Genomic DNA, 15,760 nt, shown 5'->3' with positions numbered 1-15,760 from the left:
CTCTGCGGCGCCGCGCCATCGTGCGCGGCAGGTCAGCGGCCCGGCGCGTCCGCCAAACCATGTCGTGCCATCTGCAAGCTCGCCCGACGTCCGCATGCCGGCGTACTCCCTGGCATCACTCTCAGTGCAGTACCCGAATGTGCATGCAGCACGACGTCAGCTGCATGAAGCACGCGCATGCTCGCCGCGGCACCGGCGTAGCGGCGCGCGCACGACATTGCGATCCTGAAAGCGCTTCCAATGCGATGCAGGCCAGTGAATACGTATGCAGCGGACGTTCGCGACGAAGCCGCGTGTCTACCATACAGCGCAATCGCGACACCGCCCTGCGGCTGCGCGACACGCACATCCGGCCGCCTCGCCGGTTCAGACATTCGCAAGACAACATTGCCTGGGAGGGGAAAATGTTGAACCACAAGCGCAACGCGCTGACGCTGGCGCTGGCCGTCGCGATGACGCCGATGCTGGCTGCGGCACAGTCCGAGACCACCGCCACCACATCCAACGATCCGGTCACCGAACTGGACAAGGTCCAGGTGACCGGCATCCGCCGCGGCATCGAGAACGCCATCGCGATCAAGCAGGATTCGACGTCCATCGTCGAAGCGATCTCGGCCGAAGACATCGGCAAGCTGCCGGACGTGAGCATCGCCGAATCGCTCGGGCGCCTGCCCGGCCTGGCCGCGCAGCGCGTCGCCGGCCGCGCCCAGGTGATCAGCGTGCGCGGCCTGTCGCCCGACTTCGCCACCACCCTGCTCAACGGCCGCGAAGTGGTCAGCACCGGCGACAACCGCAGCGTCGAGTTCGATCAGTACCCGTCGGAGCTGGTCAACGGCGTGACCGTGTACAAGACGCCCGATGCCGGCCTGGTCGGCCAGGGCCTGTCCGGCACCATCGACATGCAGACCGTGCGTCCGCTGAGCTTCCCGGACCGGGTGATCGCCGTCAGCGGCCGCCTGCAGAAGAGCTCGCTCGGCAAGGCCGCCAACGTCGACGCCTTCGGCAACCGCTTCAGCGCCAGCTACATCGACCAGTTCCTGGACAACACCCTGGGCTTCTCGATCGGCTATGCCCACAGCGACATGCCCATCCAGGAGAACCAGGTCGGCCTGTACGAGCCGTGGACCACGCAGAACACCGACAGCGGCAGCCGTCCCGGCGTGGCGCCTGGCACCTACTTCTCCGACGGCATCAAGGCGCTGCGCCGCACCGGCAACAACAAGCGCGACGGCGTGATGGCGACCGTGCAGTTCCGTCCGTCCAGCAGTTGGACCAGCACCTTCGACGCATTCCATACCGAAGCCGAGCAGATCGACACCGCCAACCAGTTCGAGGTCAATCTCAGCAACTACAACGGCGGCTACACGCCCGGCCTGCTGATCACCAATCCGCAGGTCGACGCCAGCGGCAGCTTCACCGGCGGCACCGCCAGCGGCGTGTATCCGCTGGTGCGCGGCATGTACAACAAGCGCAAGGACAAGATCGACGCATTCGGCTGGAACAACGAGTTCAACCTCGGCAGCGTGCGCCTGATGGCCGACCTGAACTACTCCAAGGCCACCCGCAAGGAGCTGAACCTGGAGAACAACCTGCAGCTGGTGCCGATGCCGCAGCTGGACACGGTCGGTCTCGTGGTCAAGCCGAATGGCTTCTCGCAGATCACACCCGGCCGCGACTACTCCGACCCGAACAACCTGTTCCTGACCAACACCATCTACGGCTCCGGCTACGGCAAGGTGCCGGAGGTCGAGGACCGGCTGAAGGGTGGCCGCTTGGCGGCGACGCTGCCGGCGCCGCAGGCGCTGACCTGGTTCTCGGACATCGACGTGGGCGTGAACTACGCCGACCGCCGCAAGCAGAAGACCCAGGCCGAAGGCAACATCCTGCTCGGCGCGCAAGGCGACACCAGCATCGCCAGCGATCTGCAGTACGACCCGGTCAACCTCGGCTTCGCCGGCATCGGCACCATCCCGGCCTGGAACGTGCCGGCGGCGGTCTCGCGCTACATGACCTTCAACCCGGTCACCAATCTGGACTACCTGATTCCGAAGTCCTGGACGGTGCAGGAGAAGATCACCACGGCCTGGCTCCGCGCCAACATCAACACCGACATCGGCGAGGTCGGCGTGCGCGGCAACATCGGCGTGCAGTTGCAGCACGCCGACCAGAGCTCGCAGTCCAGCTACTTCGACCAGTCCCGTCCGGCCGGCCAGAACGTGCTGCCGATCGACGCCGGCAAGACCTACAACGATTGGCTGCCGAGCCTCAACCTGGCCTTCCTGTTCCCGCACCAGCAGACCCTGCGCTTCGCCGCGGCCAAGCAGGTGGCGCGGCCGCGCGTGGACCAGATGCGCGCCGGCCTGGATTTCGGCGTGGACACCTCCACCGGCAAGCCCGGCGGCAGCGGCGGCAATCCCCTGCTCGACCCGTGGCGCGCCAACGCGCTGGACCTGTCGTACGAGAAGTACTTCGGCGAGAAGGCCTACGTGGCCGCCGCGGTGTTCTACAAGGACCTGAAGAGCTACATCTACACGCAATCGCGCGACGATTACGACTTCTCCGCCCTGCTCGCCAGCTACGTTCGGCCGCCCAACATGACCGTGCCGGTGCAGACCACCGGCACCTTCTCCTCGCCGCAGAACGGCAAGGGCGGCACCCTGCGCGGACTCGAGTTGACCGCCTCGCTGCCGTTGGACATGTTCACCGACAGCCTGCGCGGCTTCGGCATCCAGGCCAGTGCCACGTTCAACGACAGCGACATCAAGATCGTCGATCCCGAAAGCGCCTCCAGCGTGGGCTCGGCGCCGATCGACCTGCCCGGCCTGTCCAAGCGCGTGTACAACTTCACCGCCTACTACGAGCGCAACGGCTTCGAGGCACGCGTCAGCCAGCGGCGGCGGTCGGACTTCATCGGCGAGATCGGCAACTTCAACGGCAACCGCACGCTGCGCTACGTCGTCGGCGAGAACGTCACCGACGCGCAGGTCAGCTACACCTTCGCCGACGGCAGCACCCTGGCCGGGCTGAGCCTGCTGCTGCAGGCGAGCAACCTGACCAACTCGCCCTACCGCACCTACGCCGGCACCAAGGATCGCCCGCTGGAGTACGTCGAATGGGGACGCACCTACATGCTGGGCGTGAACTACAAGTTCTGAGTCCCGCGTAGAGGCTGCAGACGACGCCCGCCGGCGCACCCGGCGGGCGTTTTCGTTGGGGCGGTTGCCGCGGACGGTTGCGTCAAATGCCGCGGTGGCCGACGAGAAAACGATGAGATCAGGATCGAGCAGCGGCGACGATCTGGTTTGCCGATCGGGATCAAGACGAGCGGCCTGGAGGGCGCACACCAGCACCTTCGCCTGCGAGCAGATTTACAGAAAGCGATCGTGCGGGAACTGATGGAGATCTCGCCGCGTCCGCGAAGTTCCCGACAAAAAAGCCGCGAGCGCGCGAAATGGCCGCTTCGCCGAAAAAAAACGCACTTCAGGAGTGCATGGCCCAAGCCCTTTGCGTGCCAGAAAGCGCCATGCCTGGACATTCATTGCTGAACTCCGAACTGGGCGGCCCGACCGCGCCACGGACCATGCATCCGGGCCGAATCGATACTGCGGCAACTGACCGAGGTGAGCAGCACCATCTTCAACGATGGGTCTCAGCCAGGAGGCCGCGAGATTGAGACCAAGTGGCGTCGCTGGAAAAGCGGCGTTTCAGATCACAAAGGCTGGCGTGCAGACATGGTGACATTGCCGCGATGGACACCAGCGCAGCGATGACGGCGGATTCGTGGCCGCGTCGCCTAGCCGGCAGCAAGAGCGACAGCGACGCAGCAGTCTGTTGTGTAGGCCAGCAAGGCAAGTCTCCGAGCTGGCCTTGGTTCCAGGACGGCGTGATTGTCGGCGACGACGCGTGCCCTGATTACCGGGCACGCCAAACCGCGAAGACGGCGTGGCGTGGTCACCGCAACATGCCTACTACGGACACTGAACTTCCAGAGCGATCCTTGTCGTCCAACAAACGCCCACGTCCGTCGTATGCATGAGGCCTTATCCGACGCGATGCACGCCGGACTGTCTTCCAAAACAACAGCTCGGCAGTGCCGTAGCCACACAGCAGGATGCGACGCCGCCGTCGCAGGAATCATTTGGTCCCGCTCATGCGCCCTGCAGGCACACCATCGCATAGCCGGGCAAACGCAAGCGCTCTTCGACCGCACCCGCGACCACGCCCGGCACCTGCAGCGCCTGCCAGCTGCCCTCAGGCAGCGCCACGTCGGCGGCCTCGGCGGACAGATTGAACGCCAGCAGCAAGCGATGCGCGGCGTGGCGACGCTGGAACATCAGCACGGGCTCGGCCGTCTCGTGGAAGACGATGTCGCCCTCAAGCAAGGCCGGATGGCGCTTGCGCCAGGCCAGGAACTGGCGAATCGCATGCAGGACCGACTGCGGGTCGGCCTCCTGCGCCGCCACCGATTGTGCGCGATGCGCTGCCGCGATCGGCAACCAAGGCGTCCCGGTGCTGAAACCGGCTTGCTCGCTGGCATCCCATGGCAGCGGCGTCCGGCACCCATCGCGGCCCTTGAAGTTCGGCCAGAATGCGATGCCGTAGGGATCCTGCAGCGCCTCGAACGGCACCTCTGCCTCGCCCAGGCCCAGCTCTTCGCCCTGGTAGACGCAGACCGAGCCGCGCAGCGAACACAGCATCGCGATCAGCAGCCGCGCGAAGGCCGGCGTCTCGGCACCCTGCCCCCAACGCGTGACCGCGCGTTGCACGTCATGATTGGAAATCGCCCAGCACGGCCAGCCTTCGGTCATCGCCGCTTCCAGACGCGAGACCGTCTCGCGGATGTAGGCCGCGCTGAAATCGTCGGTCAGCAATTCGAAGCTGTAGCCCATGTGCAGGTGCCCGGCGCGGGTGTATTCGGCCGTGGTCGCCAGCGAATCCTCCGACGAGATCTCGCCCAGGCTTACCGTCCCCGGATAGCGGTCGAGCAGGCTGCGCAGCTTCTGCAGGAACGGCAGGTTCTCCGCCTGCGTGTTGTTGTAGTAGTGGTACTGGAAGGCGTACGGATTGTCCGGACTGAAGCCGCGGCCGACGCGCTTTTCCGGCGGTTTGGGCGGGTTGTCGCGCAGTTGCGGATCGTGGAAGCAGAAATTGATCGCGTCCAGCCGGAAGCCGTCGACACCGCGCGCCAGCCAGAACTCCACGTTGTCCAGCGTCGCCTGCTGCACCTGCGGATTGTGGAAGTTCAGATCCGGCTGCGAGGCCAGGAAATTGTGCAGATAGTACTGCCCGCGGCGCGGTTCCCACTGCCACGCCACGCCACCGAAGATCGACAGCCAGTTGTTGGGCGGCGCCCCGTCTTCGCGCGCATCGGCCCACACGTACCAATCCGCCTTCGGATTGTCGCGGCTCTGACGGCTTTCCTTGAACCAGTCGTGCTCCACCGAGGTGTGACTGAGCACCTGGTCGATCATCACCTTCAGGCCCAGCGCATGCGCCTTGGCCAACAGGGCATCGAAGTCGGCCATGGTGCCGAACAGCGGATCGACCTCACGATAGTCGGCGATGTCGTAGCCGAAATCGGCCATCGGCGACTTGAAGAACGGCGAGATCCAGATCGCATCCACGCCCAACGCCGCGATGTAGTCCAGCTTGCGCACGATGCCCGGCAAATCGCCGATACCGTCGCCGTTGGCGTCGAGAAAACTACGCGGATAGATCTGATAGATGACGGCACCGCGCCACCATGGAGACTGAGACATGCAACGCCCCCCTTCGGGCAGAAATCGCGCGTGCGACGGGCACGCGAAACGCTGCGCTAGAGTAGCGTTGATGCAGGAATCTCAGCGGTACTTGCATACGTATTCAGCACTGCGCCGCCATCGGCCTCAATCGCCAGTTTTGGCGCCCGGACCGTTTCGACATCCCTGATCGCCGACGGCCAATTCGGTTAAGCCGAGCAAAAACACCTCAGCACGCATGCCCTCGCTCAGTGTTCCGTTGGCGACATGTTTGCAGGCTTCTTCCCCGTCCAGCCACCGGACTTCAACGCCAGCGGACAGACGCGCTGATACTGCCCGAGCGAATCGTAGTCTTGCGGCGTCCAAGGCTTTCCGTACGGATTGATGGGCTGACAATAAGGCATCGTCATGTAGGCTCCCGTGGTATAGGGAGGCAGCGGCACCCAACACTTGCCGGGGTCCTTCTGGCCCTCGGTACAGAACACGAACGGATCGTCGTTCCGATAGCGAAGATGCTCCTGGGGCGATTGAGCCATCGCACTCCAAGCCGTGGAACAAAGCATCACCAGCAGCAACTTTTTCATGGACTTGCTCCTTTCAAAAATTCATTCCGATACTCGTCGTCTTCGACGACGGCGCAACCCATCAACTCTGTCGAAGCTGGATTATCTTTAAATTTATCAACCATCTCGAGCGCACACAATAAATATCTGAATGGCACGCACAAATATCACGCAAAAATAAAGCCCTAATACTTTCTAAAAACAGGATCCGCACACTCGTTTACCTTAATCTTGCAATGACGCCCAACCATCTCTTTTTCACAATCAACGACTGCCAACTTCACTGCATCATCAACAGTCTTCCCTGTACGAAAAAAGCCACCCGCACTACCCACTGGGTATGCGAGAGCAGCGCATTGATTGTAGTAGACGAAGTTAACCTTGCAGTGATCGGCACCAGTCGCTCTACAGTTCTGCAGAGCGACATTCTCAGCATCCACCTTGGACAACTGCCCTGAACTTACCCCACCCTCCCCAGTTGGGGCACTAGCAATGCCACCCCATGTTTTAATCCATTCCCCCGTAGGACGAGCAGATGAGGAGCTTTCTTCATCAGGGAGACACTGAGCGCTTCCAGCAAACCCCCCAACCGGACAACGTGTTTGGCAAACAGAGTTGCTGGAAGAAAAGCTCCAACAAAAAAAGCAACAAGGCTGCGCATCGAAATACCACACATTTCGACCCCATGAGGCCTGGAAACATCAATTTCAAAATCGACGATTTTTCTCATGCCCCCGCCCACCCTGTCGCGATCCGGATCGCCCTCACCACCTAGTCGCCATCTGTTGGTTACCCTACTAAGCTGGAAGCGTCTAACGCACAGCCAAAAGCTTTCTTGCCATCACAACCAGGCATTAAAATTTCCTGAAGAATGGCTCAGTGCAGTCGGAAAATTTCACTTCACACTGCCGCCCTCCTCTCTGCTGGCAATCAGCAGATGCAGCACTTTTTGCTATAGACTCGTTCTTCGCCTTGGAAATTGATAGTCCTATCTTATCGGGCGAACCGACAACCGCCACGCATTGATTAAAATAAGTCGAATCAATATGACAGTCGGGAGCACCGGTAGCTTGACATCTACCTAAAGCATCACTAACGGCATCATCCTTGGAGAATTTCCCTTTGGATGTCCATGCTCCATGTGCCGTATTTGAACTGACTAGTGCACCCCAAGTTTTGATCCATTCACCAATAGGGCGTGGAGGCGCTTCACCCGCATCATCTGGAAGACATTGTGCACTCCCGGCTTGGGCGCCCACTGGACAACGGGTCTGGCCGTAGGCGCCGAAAGAAAGGAGCAAAAATGAAAAAGACGAGATAAACAAAAATATCTTCTTATTCACAAATCAACCATTGCTCCTTAATCACTACAACCACCAAGGCTGCAACTTAACTCTGGCCTTGTGCGCCGCTACACCCAATCGTACAATTATCTAATTGGCCAGATGCAAAAAGCCCCCAAAAAAACTAGAACTTCTTAAAAACAGGCTCTGAACATTCACTGTAAATCACAGAGCATCCAGAGCCACCATTTTTCTTACATATACCCACAGCCGAAGATTTCGCTTTTGCCAAATCCGCCCTACCCGCTATTCCTCCTTGAGTCGCACCGCCACTTGGCGATGAGATGGCAACGCATTGATTTCGATAAGTGAAGGTTACAGTGCAACCCTTGTAACCAGCGGACCTACACTGATCCAGCGCGTCATCTTCTGCCTGCTCTTTCGATAGCATTCTGGACGATGCCCAAGCCTCTTGCGTGCTATCGGCATTGACAATAGCTCCCCATGTTTTAATCCACTCCCCTGTTGGCCTCGGTGGGGGGGCGGACATTTCATCATCAGGTAAGCACTGTGCGCTTCCAGCCTGAGCACCGACAGGACAACGCGTTTGCGAATGTGCGACGCCGACACATCCCAATAGCAAAAGGGTGAATGAGATGCGCAAAATTCTCATTTCTTGATATTTCGCCATCATGATGCATTACCACGCGAACCAGGGTTTGTAACGACATCAGCGTGACCGCCAACATTTCTAGCATTAACGTGAGCAGTATTTGTATTCACATTAGTTTCGGCGTTATCACGAACAGGCGCTTGTGGGGTATAGGGCCGGCCACTGGCGGGATCGCGCCCGATCTGCCCGAACGCCGAATACGCACTGAATTGACCCAGGGTGCCTTGGAAGAACGAAGCCGCCATCGGTGGTGCGGTGATGATCAACGTGCTCAGTACCAAGCCGATCCCGCCCTGCTGCAAGGACATGCTTGTGACGCCCTCACTTGAGCCATTCGACGCTGCCCAGGCCGCGATGAAACCCGATGCTACCGCCGTGGTCACCTTTGTCGAAAGCGCAACGGTGAACGTCAGCACAGACAAAGAGAACACCGTTCCGATCCCGTACAAGAGCCACCTCTGAAACAAGGACTTCGTGGCATCGAATAGCAGACACAGGATGAACAACGGCCCAAAGCCGACGAACAGTGCCATTGCCAACTTGTTCAGCAGAAGCAACGACCCACCAACGATCGCCGGACCGGCCATGCCGATGCCCGTGAACATGCGCGCCCGATCCTTCTCGCTTTGGCGCTCCGCATTGCCGGCCGTATTGATCTGGTCGATGACCGTCATGCCCACCTGCATGAGCGCCAGGTTCCTGTCGATTTCCTTGTAGGGACTCTGCGAACTGCCTGTGACCGTCTTCACGATGGCGCTGCTCAATCCATCGGTGAGACGCCAATAGAGGCTATTCGTGTCGCCCTCTCCTGAAGGGTTGCTCGCGGACACAAAGCTCATGGCAGCGCCGACGATCAGCGCCGAACGCAGCGAGGTCACCACCAGATCCATCGCGAACTCGCGCGACTGGCCGGTGGCCACACGGTAGCCCTTGTAGAGCACCCACAGTGTCAGCGCGCTCATCGCCGTCACGGAGACCCACCAGGACATGCGCAGCAGCAGCGACCATTGGAAGTAGTCGATTTCGTCGCGCAGGAAATCGTTGATGCGGGTGAATACTAAATAATTCCCCAAATCCGTTAAGAAATTCATAAACACTCCATCGCGCGGGCGCCCGCATCGCCAAACATCATCGCCACAAACCGACCCTTTAGAAACTGAAAGAGATTCAGGTTAATCGTCGATACTCAACCTATGAAACTTGCCGTCCGACTTGATCGCCTGCAGCGCGCCTAGCACCACCGCACCGCCAACCGCCTTGCTCGCGATATCGCCAAGACCGCTCCACCCCGGAAACAAGCCACCGCCACCGGTATCCGTAGCCGATGGCGCCGTCTGGCCGGTCATGGCCGCCTTGGCTCCGGCCGACTGCACTTCGGTCAGGAACGCGAGCCGCTTCTCGTAGGCGAACATGGCCGACTCGGTCTGCTGGCGATCGATATCCATCAACGTCTTGAGCGCAATCAGCTTGTTGGTGTTGTCTTCCAACAAGCCAACCTGCTCGGGCTTGATGTTCTGACGTTCTTTTTCGATATCCCGCAACCGCTGCAAGCGCTTCTCGGTGATGTCGTACATAGCCACCATGTAGTTGTACTGCGAATTGCGCGTGCGCTGAATGAGCTCACATGTCTTTTGCTGCTCGCTTGAAACGGGCGTGCTGGATGTCGTGCTGGCACAGGTCGAAACGCCGTAATTGTCGTCGACCTTCTGCAGCTTCTCTTTCGGCTTGTCGACCTCTTCGCCGCTGGGCTTCTCACCGGTGCTCTTGCCGATGAGACCGGATTTGTAGATCTCATCGAGCTTGTCGTGGAGTTTTTCGGTGTTTTTCCCGTTCTCGTCGATTTGCTTGTTGTCGACCACTTCCCATTGCGCAAACGCGGTTGCCGGCAGCAAGAAGGCAAGCAAGGCAACCCCGCCAGCAATGCGAATACGAGTGAAAGCTTTCGTCATCTTGTTCATAGATACCTCAACACAGATCTTGTAGAAAAACCGCCATGCGTGATTTGGGCGAACCGGTCAGGTGACCGCTGCCGCCCCGCGATTATCCGAAGACACCGATCTCGCCGGACCCGATTTTCCGGAACCCTTGCGCCTTGCATAGAACTCGTTCAACCACTGTTCGGGCGTCAGATCGTCCGGCGCGATGCCGTGTTCCTTGGCCTTGCGCTCCAGCACCTGGTGCATGATTTCGATATTGTCGGTCGACGCCGAGATGACCGACAGCGCATCGTCCATGCCGCGCAGATTGAGCTGGCACACCGACGATCCATGGCCCTGCTTGACCAGGAAGCAGCGCGAGCGCTCGTCCAGGCTGACCACGACCTGGTACTCGGCCTCGGTGAGCTTGAGGCCGTCCATGTAGTCTTCTTTGCTGGCATTGGGATTGGGCAGCAGGATCATCGTCGCGGTCTGTTCGACCAGCGCCGCGGAAATGTCGCTAGCGAGCGCATCCTCCGGGCTCTGGGTGGCGAAGATACCCAGGCCGTTCTGTTTACGGATGGTCTTCTGCTTGTTCTTGGCGAATTCCTTCAGGCCGCCCTTGCCGTCGAGGATCTTCCAGAACTCGTCCATCACGTAGATCAGCGGCCGACCGTCGATCAGGGCTTCCAGCCGATGCAGCAGATAGTTGATGACCGGAACCCGCACTTCCGGATTGTCGATGACGTCGGTGTAGTCGAAGCCGATGATGCTGGCCTTCTCGAGGTCGATCGTATCGACCGGATTGTCGAACACCCAGCCGTGCGAGTTGCCGGCCGTCCACTTGCGCATTCGCGCATACAGGCCGTCGTCGCCCATGTTGGGCAGGCTCTTGCGGAAGTTGGTCATGCTGCGCAGATGCATGGGCGTGTCGAGCATGCCCTCCACGCCGCGGAAGATGTCCTCCTCCTCGCGCGAGGTGTACTCGATCTTGCCGGCCAGGACCTTGATCAGGTCGGCCAGGAACTGCACGTTCGCCTCGGTGCGCTCGCACTGGAACGGGTTGAAGCCGGTGGGCTTGCCGTTCTCCAGCGCCAGGTAATTGCCGCCGCAGGCGCGCACGAAGATCTCGGCGCCGCGATCCTTGTCGAAGAAGAAGATGGTCGGGATCGGATCGAACTTCTGCACCTGGCTGAGCAGGAAGTTGATCAACGCGGTCTTACCGGTACCCGACTTGCCGATCACCATGGTGTTGGCGATCGCCTTCTCGCCGAGCGAGTTCTCCGCCGGATGCGTGGCGTGGAAATTGAAGTAGTACGGCTGGCCGTTGGTGGTCTGCAAGGTGGTGACGCACTCGCCCCACGGATTGTTCTCGCGCTTGCCCTGAGCGAAGTTGTGCAGCGGCGAAAGGCCAAGGAAGTTCAACGAACTGACATTGGCCAGACGCGTGCGATAGCGCCAGTTGCCGGGCAGCTGAGCGTAGAAGGAAGAAGCGACCGCCAGATCCTCCTTGGTCGAGACGAAGCCGGCGTTGGACAGCTCGGCGCGCGTGGTCGCCACCTGCTGCGCGAGCTTTTCCTGCGTCTCGGCGTAAACGGCGATGGTGAAGTGATACTCGCCCAACACGAAATTGCCCGACGACAGCTGATCCATCGCCAGGTCGAGCTCATGGATCTGGCTGACCGCCTTGTCGCCCGAGGACACCATCATGCCCTTGGTGCGATCGAGCACTTTCAGCGCGTCGTGCCGGCCCATCGGGCTGAAGGAGTGGGTCACCACATACTCGAAGTCGAGATACTTCAGGCCATTGAGGATGCCCGGATAGGTGCCGTCGGTGTATTCCTTGATGTTCAGAATGGCACCGAAATGATTGACGCCCTCCGGGGTCTTGATCACGAAGTCGCCGGTCTTGTTGGCGAACATATGCTTGCTGACCGGCAAGTAGGCGGGCACCGGCGCCTGCAGCACCGGCACCGGCTCGTCGATGCGATTGATCAGATAGCCGAAGAACTCCAGCGCCTCGGAGAACACCACGCCATTGCTGGCTTCGTACATGCTCAGCCGGTAGGGCGAGTAATCCTTGAGCACGGCTTCGACGTTGCCTGCAAGTTCAAGGACCTTGGCGATCGCCTGGTCCTGTTCTGACTGCAACTGGGAAATGTTCGACGACTTATCCATGAGACGCTTACCGGTCACTACCGGGCGATACATCATGGTCATGTACAGCTCGTTCTGCATGATCTTCTGCGAGGACAATGTCCCGTAGTACTGATCAGACAAGGCCTGGTTGAACGCCTGCTTGAACTTGCTGCCGTTCTTGATGCGACGGCGGCGGCGCACATCGTGCACCCAGAACGCCACATTGGCGAAATCCGGAGCGCGCAGCGTCTGCAGCATGCGGTTGAACGTGTTGTGCCGGTGTTCGATCTCCCACTCTTCGCGGCCCACGAACGGAAGCCCGCCGAGGTGCCAGATCAGCATGAAATCTCCTCCCGTCGTCTTCAGCACGGACGGCGCCACATGCGTGGAGATGGAGATGAACTCGCTGATGGAAGTATCCGGGATGAACATAATGAAGTGACTCAGAATCCGTTTCGTCTTGCCAAGGCCCGGCGCACATGCACCGGGAACCGCCGATCTCGCTCACACCAGCATTGCCGGCGAGTCGACACGAAAAACCGAACAACCCCATGCACGACACAGGCGTCGTGCATGGGGTCGAGACCCGATGCCGGCTTCCAAGCTAGCGCTTGGCGCCCGGCACCTCTTTCCTGTACTCATTCGGCGAGAACACCCACATGCCGGAATAGCGCTGCAGGTTGCGCACGCGCATCCGCATCATCCAGCGCAACCCGAGCATGCGGAAGATCATCTCGTCCCGCTTGGTCATCTGCTGCATGATGAAGACGATGACTGGAATGAGCAGCAGCAGCCACATATCGAAATAGATACCCATCAGGAAGCCGCCACCCGCGCCGATGAAGAACGGGATGTACGGCACCCCGAAAAACATCGCCGGCCGGGTGCAGCCCCGGAAAAGTACGTTCTTATGCATAGTGCAGAACGTGCTGGATCATATCGATCGCCGCAGTGGCCGTGCACTGCTTCTGGCCAGTGTCGCCGATCAGCATCTTGGCCAACTGACCGGCCGCGCCGATCAGCACGCCACCCAGCAGCACCGGCGCCACTTCGGCAACGCGCTTGTGTGCGAACGCGATCTGGTAACCGGCGAACACGACCGCGATCGTCACCACCACGATGGATGCCATGTTCAGGATGTTGTTGGTCTTGCCGAGGAAGCCACACACCTTGGTGTCGACATCTGCATACTCCTGCGCCATCGCAAAGTTGGACGCGAGCAATGCGACGACAAACACTGCCGCCTTCAACGCCGCCGTACCAACAACCTTGGCGTTCGACTTCACTTGATCGTTATTGAACTTCATGAGTAACTCCTTGACTGGAAAACAGGGGGTGATCAAAAGCCATTTGCATGGCCGTGCTACTGCATCTGGCTAGAATACGAAGGCCCCGTCGCCCGACGTCGGCGGCGGCGTACTTGCGCCAGGAACGGCCGCTCCCGCCACCGCCTGAGGCGCGTGCGCGGGAGGTTGCGGAGCTGGAGTCGCTCCGCCACCTGCAGGAACCGCCACTCCTTTGCCGGCGCCTGTCGGTCGTATGATGTAGAGATCGGAATCTGCAGCCGTCGCCTGCGCCGATGCGGCAACCATAGCACCCGCTATTGGCTGCACCGGCGCTGGAATGGCAGCCTGGGAACGTACTGATGATTGAGCTTGCGTCGCAAGATCGCTGGCGAGTCGATTGGCCGCCGCGTCGATGCGCCGCGACACGATCGAATCGACTTCGCGCACCGCCGCGGCCCTCACCGAGTCGTTGACCACACGACGCACGCTTCCGGCCGGGATCACCGGGATCGCACCAGCGGTGGACGCGGCGAGCGCCCTGCCCTGGTTGATCGACGCGTAGACCTTCTGCACGTAACCGTGGCGGTACCCGGTCTCGAAGTTTCCGGAGTAGTAACAGCTGAACGACTTGCCCCAGTTGCCGCCGGAGCGGCTATAGCACTCGGCCAGGATCTTCGAGGCGGCCTGCAGATTGGGACAGGTCCTGAATGCTTTTTCGTAGGTATTCAGGCCGTACTTGATCAGGTTGTAGCGGTTGACCTGCCCGAGACCGAGGGAGAAATTGTAGCCCTTCTCTTCCAGCATCCGCGCCGTGGCCACCGCTTCGGACAGGTTCTGCGGCTGGCGCACCAGGCGACCACCGACCACACCGATCGCGAACGGATTGTGCGACGACTCGACGCGCACAACGTGCTGCATGACTTCAGCCGGAACCGCCATTTCGGGACAGCTGAGTAGTTCCATGCCTGGCAACATGCCGTGGTTACTCCCTATGCATCGGCGTCGTGGCAAATCGCCCAGAACGCCGCAGATGTCGCAAATCAATCGTGTTGGAAGAAAAATTCAAAGTCAATCGGCGCTGTTTCGCCCTATCACTTTAATGAACATATTCATCCCCCACCCGACTGCATGCGTTCCGGATCGAAATCGATACCGGTGATATAGCGCCGGCCCGCGTGCGATTTGATGTGGACAACGATGTCGATCGTCATCATCAACAACCGCTTGATGACGGCGAACTCCAGGCCCGACCCTTCGGCCGACGCCTTGACCATGAGCGCCAACTGATCCCAGGTCTGCCCGATGCTGCCAGCATGGCAGCTGGTGATGGAACCGGGATGACCGGAGGCGCAGTTGCGGATGAAGTAGAACGACTCGTCGCCGCGCAACTCCGCAAGGATGATGCGGTCGGGCTTCATGCGCAGGCACGCTTCCATGCAGCTCTTCGCGGTGACGTTGCTCGAGCTTTGTCCGCCTTTCGAGTAGAGCAAATGCACGGAATTGGGCTGGCTGATGAAGAGCTCGCGCGCGTCCTCGATCGTCACCAGCCGCTCTTCGTGCGGGATGTGATTCACCAGCGACTTCATGAAGGTGGTCTTGCCGCTACCGGTGGCCCCGGCAACCACCACATTCTTCTTGAACAGCACCGCCTTCTTGAAGAACTCGGCGTAATCGCGCTGCCGCCGGAGCTCGAGAAGCTCGCGATCCTGCTCGCTCAGACCCGACTGCACCTCCAGGATCTCCTGGAAGAAGCCGTCTTCCTTGTACTGCTCCAGGGTCTTGGTGTGCTTTGACGGCAGACGGATGGTGATCGACACCTTGCCGGCGTCGCAGGCCGGCGGGATCACGAACTGCGCGCGCTGCCCGGTGGGAAAGGTCAACGACACCACCGGATCGGCATCGGTGATGCGCTGGCCGGTATTGCTCTCGTTGACCACCGCTGTACAGAACTGCCGCGCGCGGTCGAACGTCAGCGACGGGATGTCCATCCGCTGCCAGCCACGCAGGGTCTCCAGGTACAGCTCGCCGGGACGGTTGATGCAGATTTCCGTCACTTCCGGCGAGTTGAGGTAATCCAGGATGCCCAGCACCGAATACTGGTAATCCAGGAAATCCGTGGAGATCTGCGCGGTCGGAGAGTCGTCGAAGGTCACGTCGCTGTC

General features: G+C 60.3%; 14 protein-coding genes. 1 reads left to right on the top strand and 13 read right to left on the bottom strand.

The genetic code is table 11. The annotated features are described in order from the left end of the window. The first annotated feature begins 404 nt into the window (after positions 1–404). Complete coding sequence (locus RAB70_RS11550; protein WP_170268125.1) at positions 405–3,155, top strand: TonB-dependent receptor; 2,751 nt, start codon at positions 405–407, stop codon at positions 3,153–3,155. A 993-nt stretch (positions 3,156–4,148) separates the two neighbouring features. Here the strand turns inward: RAB70_RS11550 and RAB70_RS11545 are convergent. The 13 genes from RAB70_RS11545 to virB11 form a co-directional block, all read right to left on the bottom strand. Then, the gene (locus tag RAB70_RS11545) at positions 4,149–5,759 is read right to left on the bottom strand and encodes an alpha-glucosidase (protein WP_148829275.1); all 1,611 of its coding nucleotides are present in this window, start codon (positions 5,757–5,759) and stop codon (positions 4,149–4,151) included. Positions 5,760–5,986: 227 nt separating this feature from the next. Then, the gene (locus RAB70_RS11540) at positions 5,987–6,322 is read right to left on the bottom strand and encodes a hypothetical protein (RefSeq protein ID WP_148829276.1); all 336 of its coding nucleotides are present in this window, start codon (positions 6,320–6,322) and stop codon (positions 5,987–5,989) included. Between the two features lie 164 nt (positions 6,323–6,486). Next, a complete protein-coding gene (locus tag RAB70_RS11535) occupies positions 6,487–6,750 on the bottom strand; it encodes a DUF4189 domain-containing protein (RefSeq protein ID WP_353949530.1) in 264 nt (87 codons plus the stop codon). Positions 6,751–6,761: 11 nt separating this feature from the next. Then, positions 6,762–7,031 (bottom strand): hypothetical protein, encoded by a 270-nt coding sequence (locus RAB70_RS11530; protein ID WP_225851671.1) that lies wholly within the window; start codon positions 7,029–7,031, stop codon positions 6,762–6,764. A gap of 124 nt (positions 7,032–7,155) precedes the next feature. Beyond that, a complete protein-coding gene (locus RAB70_RS11525) occupies positions 7,156–7,644 on the bottom strand; it encodes a DUF4189 domain-containing protein (RefSeq protein WP_211352204.1) in 489 nt (162 codons plus the stop codon). A 124-nt stretch (positions 7,645–7,768) separates the two neighbouring features. Beyond that, positions 7,769–8,035 (bottom strand): DUF4189 domain-containing protein, encoded by a 267-nt coding sequence (locus RAB70_RS11520; RefSeq protein WP_230979395.1) that lies wholly within the window; start codon positions 8,033–8,035, stop codon positions 7,769–7,771. A 239-nt stretch (positions 8,036–8,274) separates the two neighbouring features. After that, positions 8,275–9,348 carry a type IV secretion system protein gene (locus RAB70_RS11515; RefSeq protein WP_148829278.1) on the bottom strand — a complete coding sequence of 358 codons (1,074 nt, stop codon included), beginning with the start codon at positions 9,346–9,348 and terminating at the stop codon, positions 8,275–8,277. Positions 9,349–9,429: 81 nt separating this feature from the next. Then, entirely contained in the window at positions 9,430–10,206 is a 777-nt protein-coding gene (locus RAB70_RS11510; protein WP_148829301.1) for a hypothetical protein, read from the bottom strand. 66 nt (positions 10,207–10,272) lie between these two features. After that, the gene (locus RAB70_RS11505; protein WP_148829279.1) at positions 10,273–12,744 is read right to left on the bottom strand and encodes a VirB4 family type IV secretion/conjugal transfer ATPase; all 2,472 of its coding nucleotides are present in this window, start codon (positions 12,742–12,744) and stop codon (positions 10,273–10,275) included. Positions 12,745–12,916: 172 nt separating this feature from the next. Further along, the gene (locus RAB70_RS11500; RefSeq protein WP_148829280.1) at positions 12,917–13,228 is read right to left on the bottom strand and encodes a type IV secretion system protein VirB3; all 312 of its coding nucleotides are present in this window, start codon (positions 13,226–13,228) and stop codon (positions 12,917–12,919) included. Then, positions 13,221–13,619 (bottom strand): TrbC/VirB2 family protein, encoded by a 399-nt coding sequence (locus RAB70_RS11495; RefSeq protein WP_148829281.1) that lies wholly within the window; start codon positions 13,617–13,619, stop codon positions 13,221–13,223. Before RAB70_RS11495 ends, RAB70_RS11500 begins: the two co-directional genes overlap by 8 nt. A 69-nt stretch (positions 13,620–13,688) precedes the next feature. Continuing rightward, positions 13,689–14,573, bottom strand: a complete 885-nt coding sequence (locus RAB70_RS11490; RefSeq protein ID WP_408068837.1) for a lytic transglycosylase domain-containing protein — start codon at positions 14,571–14,573, stop codon at positions 13,689–13,691. 134 nt (positions 14,574–14,707) lie between these two features. After that, positions 14,708–15,751, bottom strand: coding sequence for a P-type DNA transfer ATPase VirB11 (gene virB11, locus RAB70_RS11485; protein ID WP_148829282.1), 1,044 nt, complete (start codon positions 15,749–15,751; stop codon positions 14,708–14,710). Positions 15,752–15,760 lie beyond the last annotated feature (9 nt).

The organism is Xanthomonas sontii, assembly GCF_040529055.1.
GTDB lineage: Bacteria > Pseudomonadota > Gammaproteobacteria > Xanthomonadales > Xanthomonadaceae > Xanthomonas_A > Xanthomonas_A sontii.
This window is presented reverse-complemented; position numbering and strand designations above follow the sequence as displayed.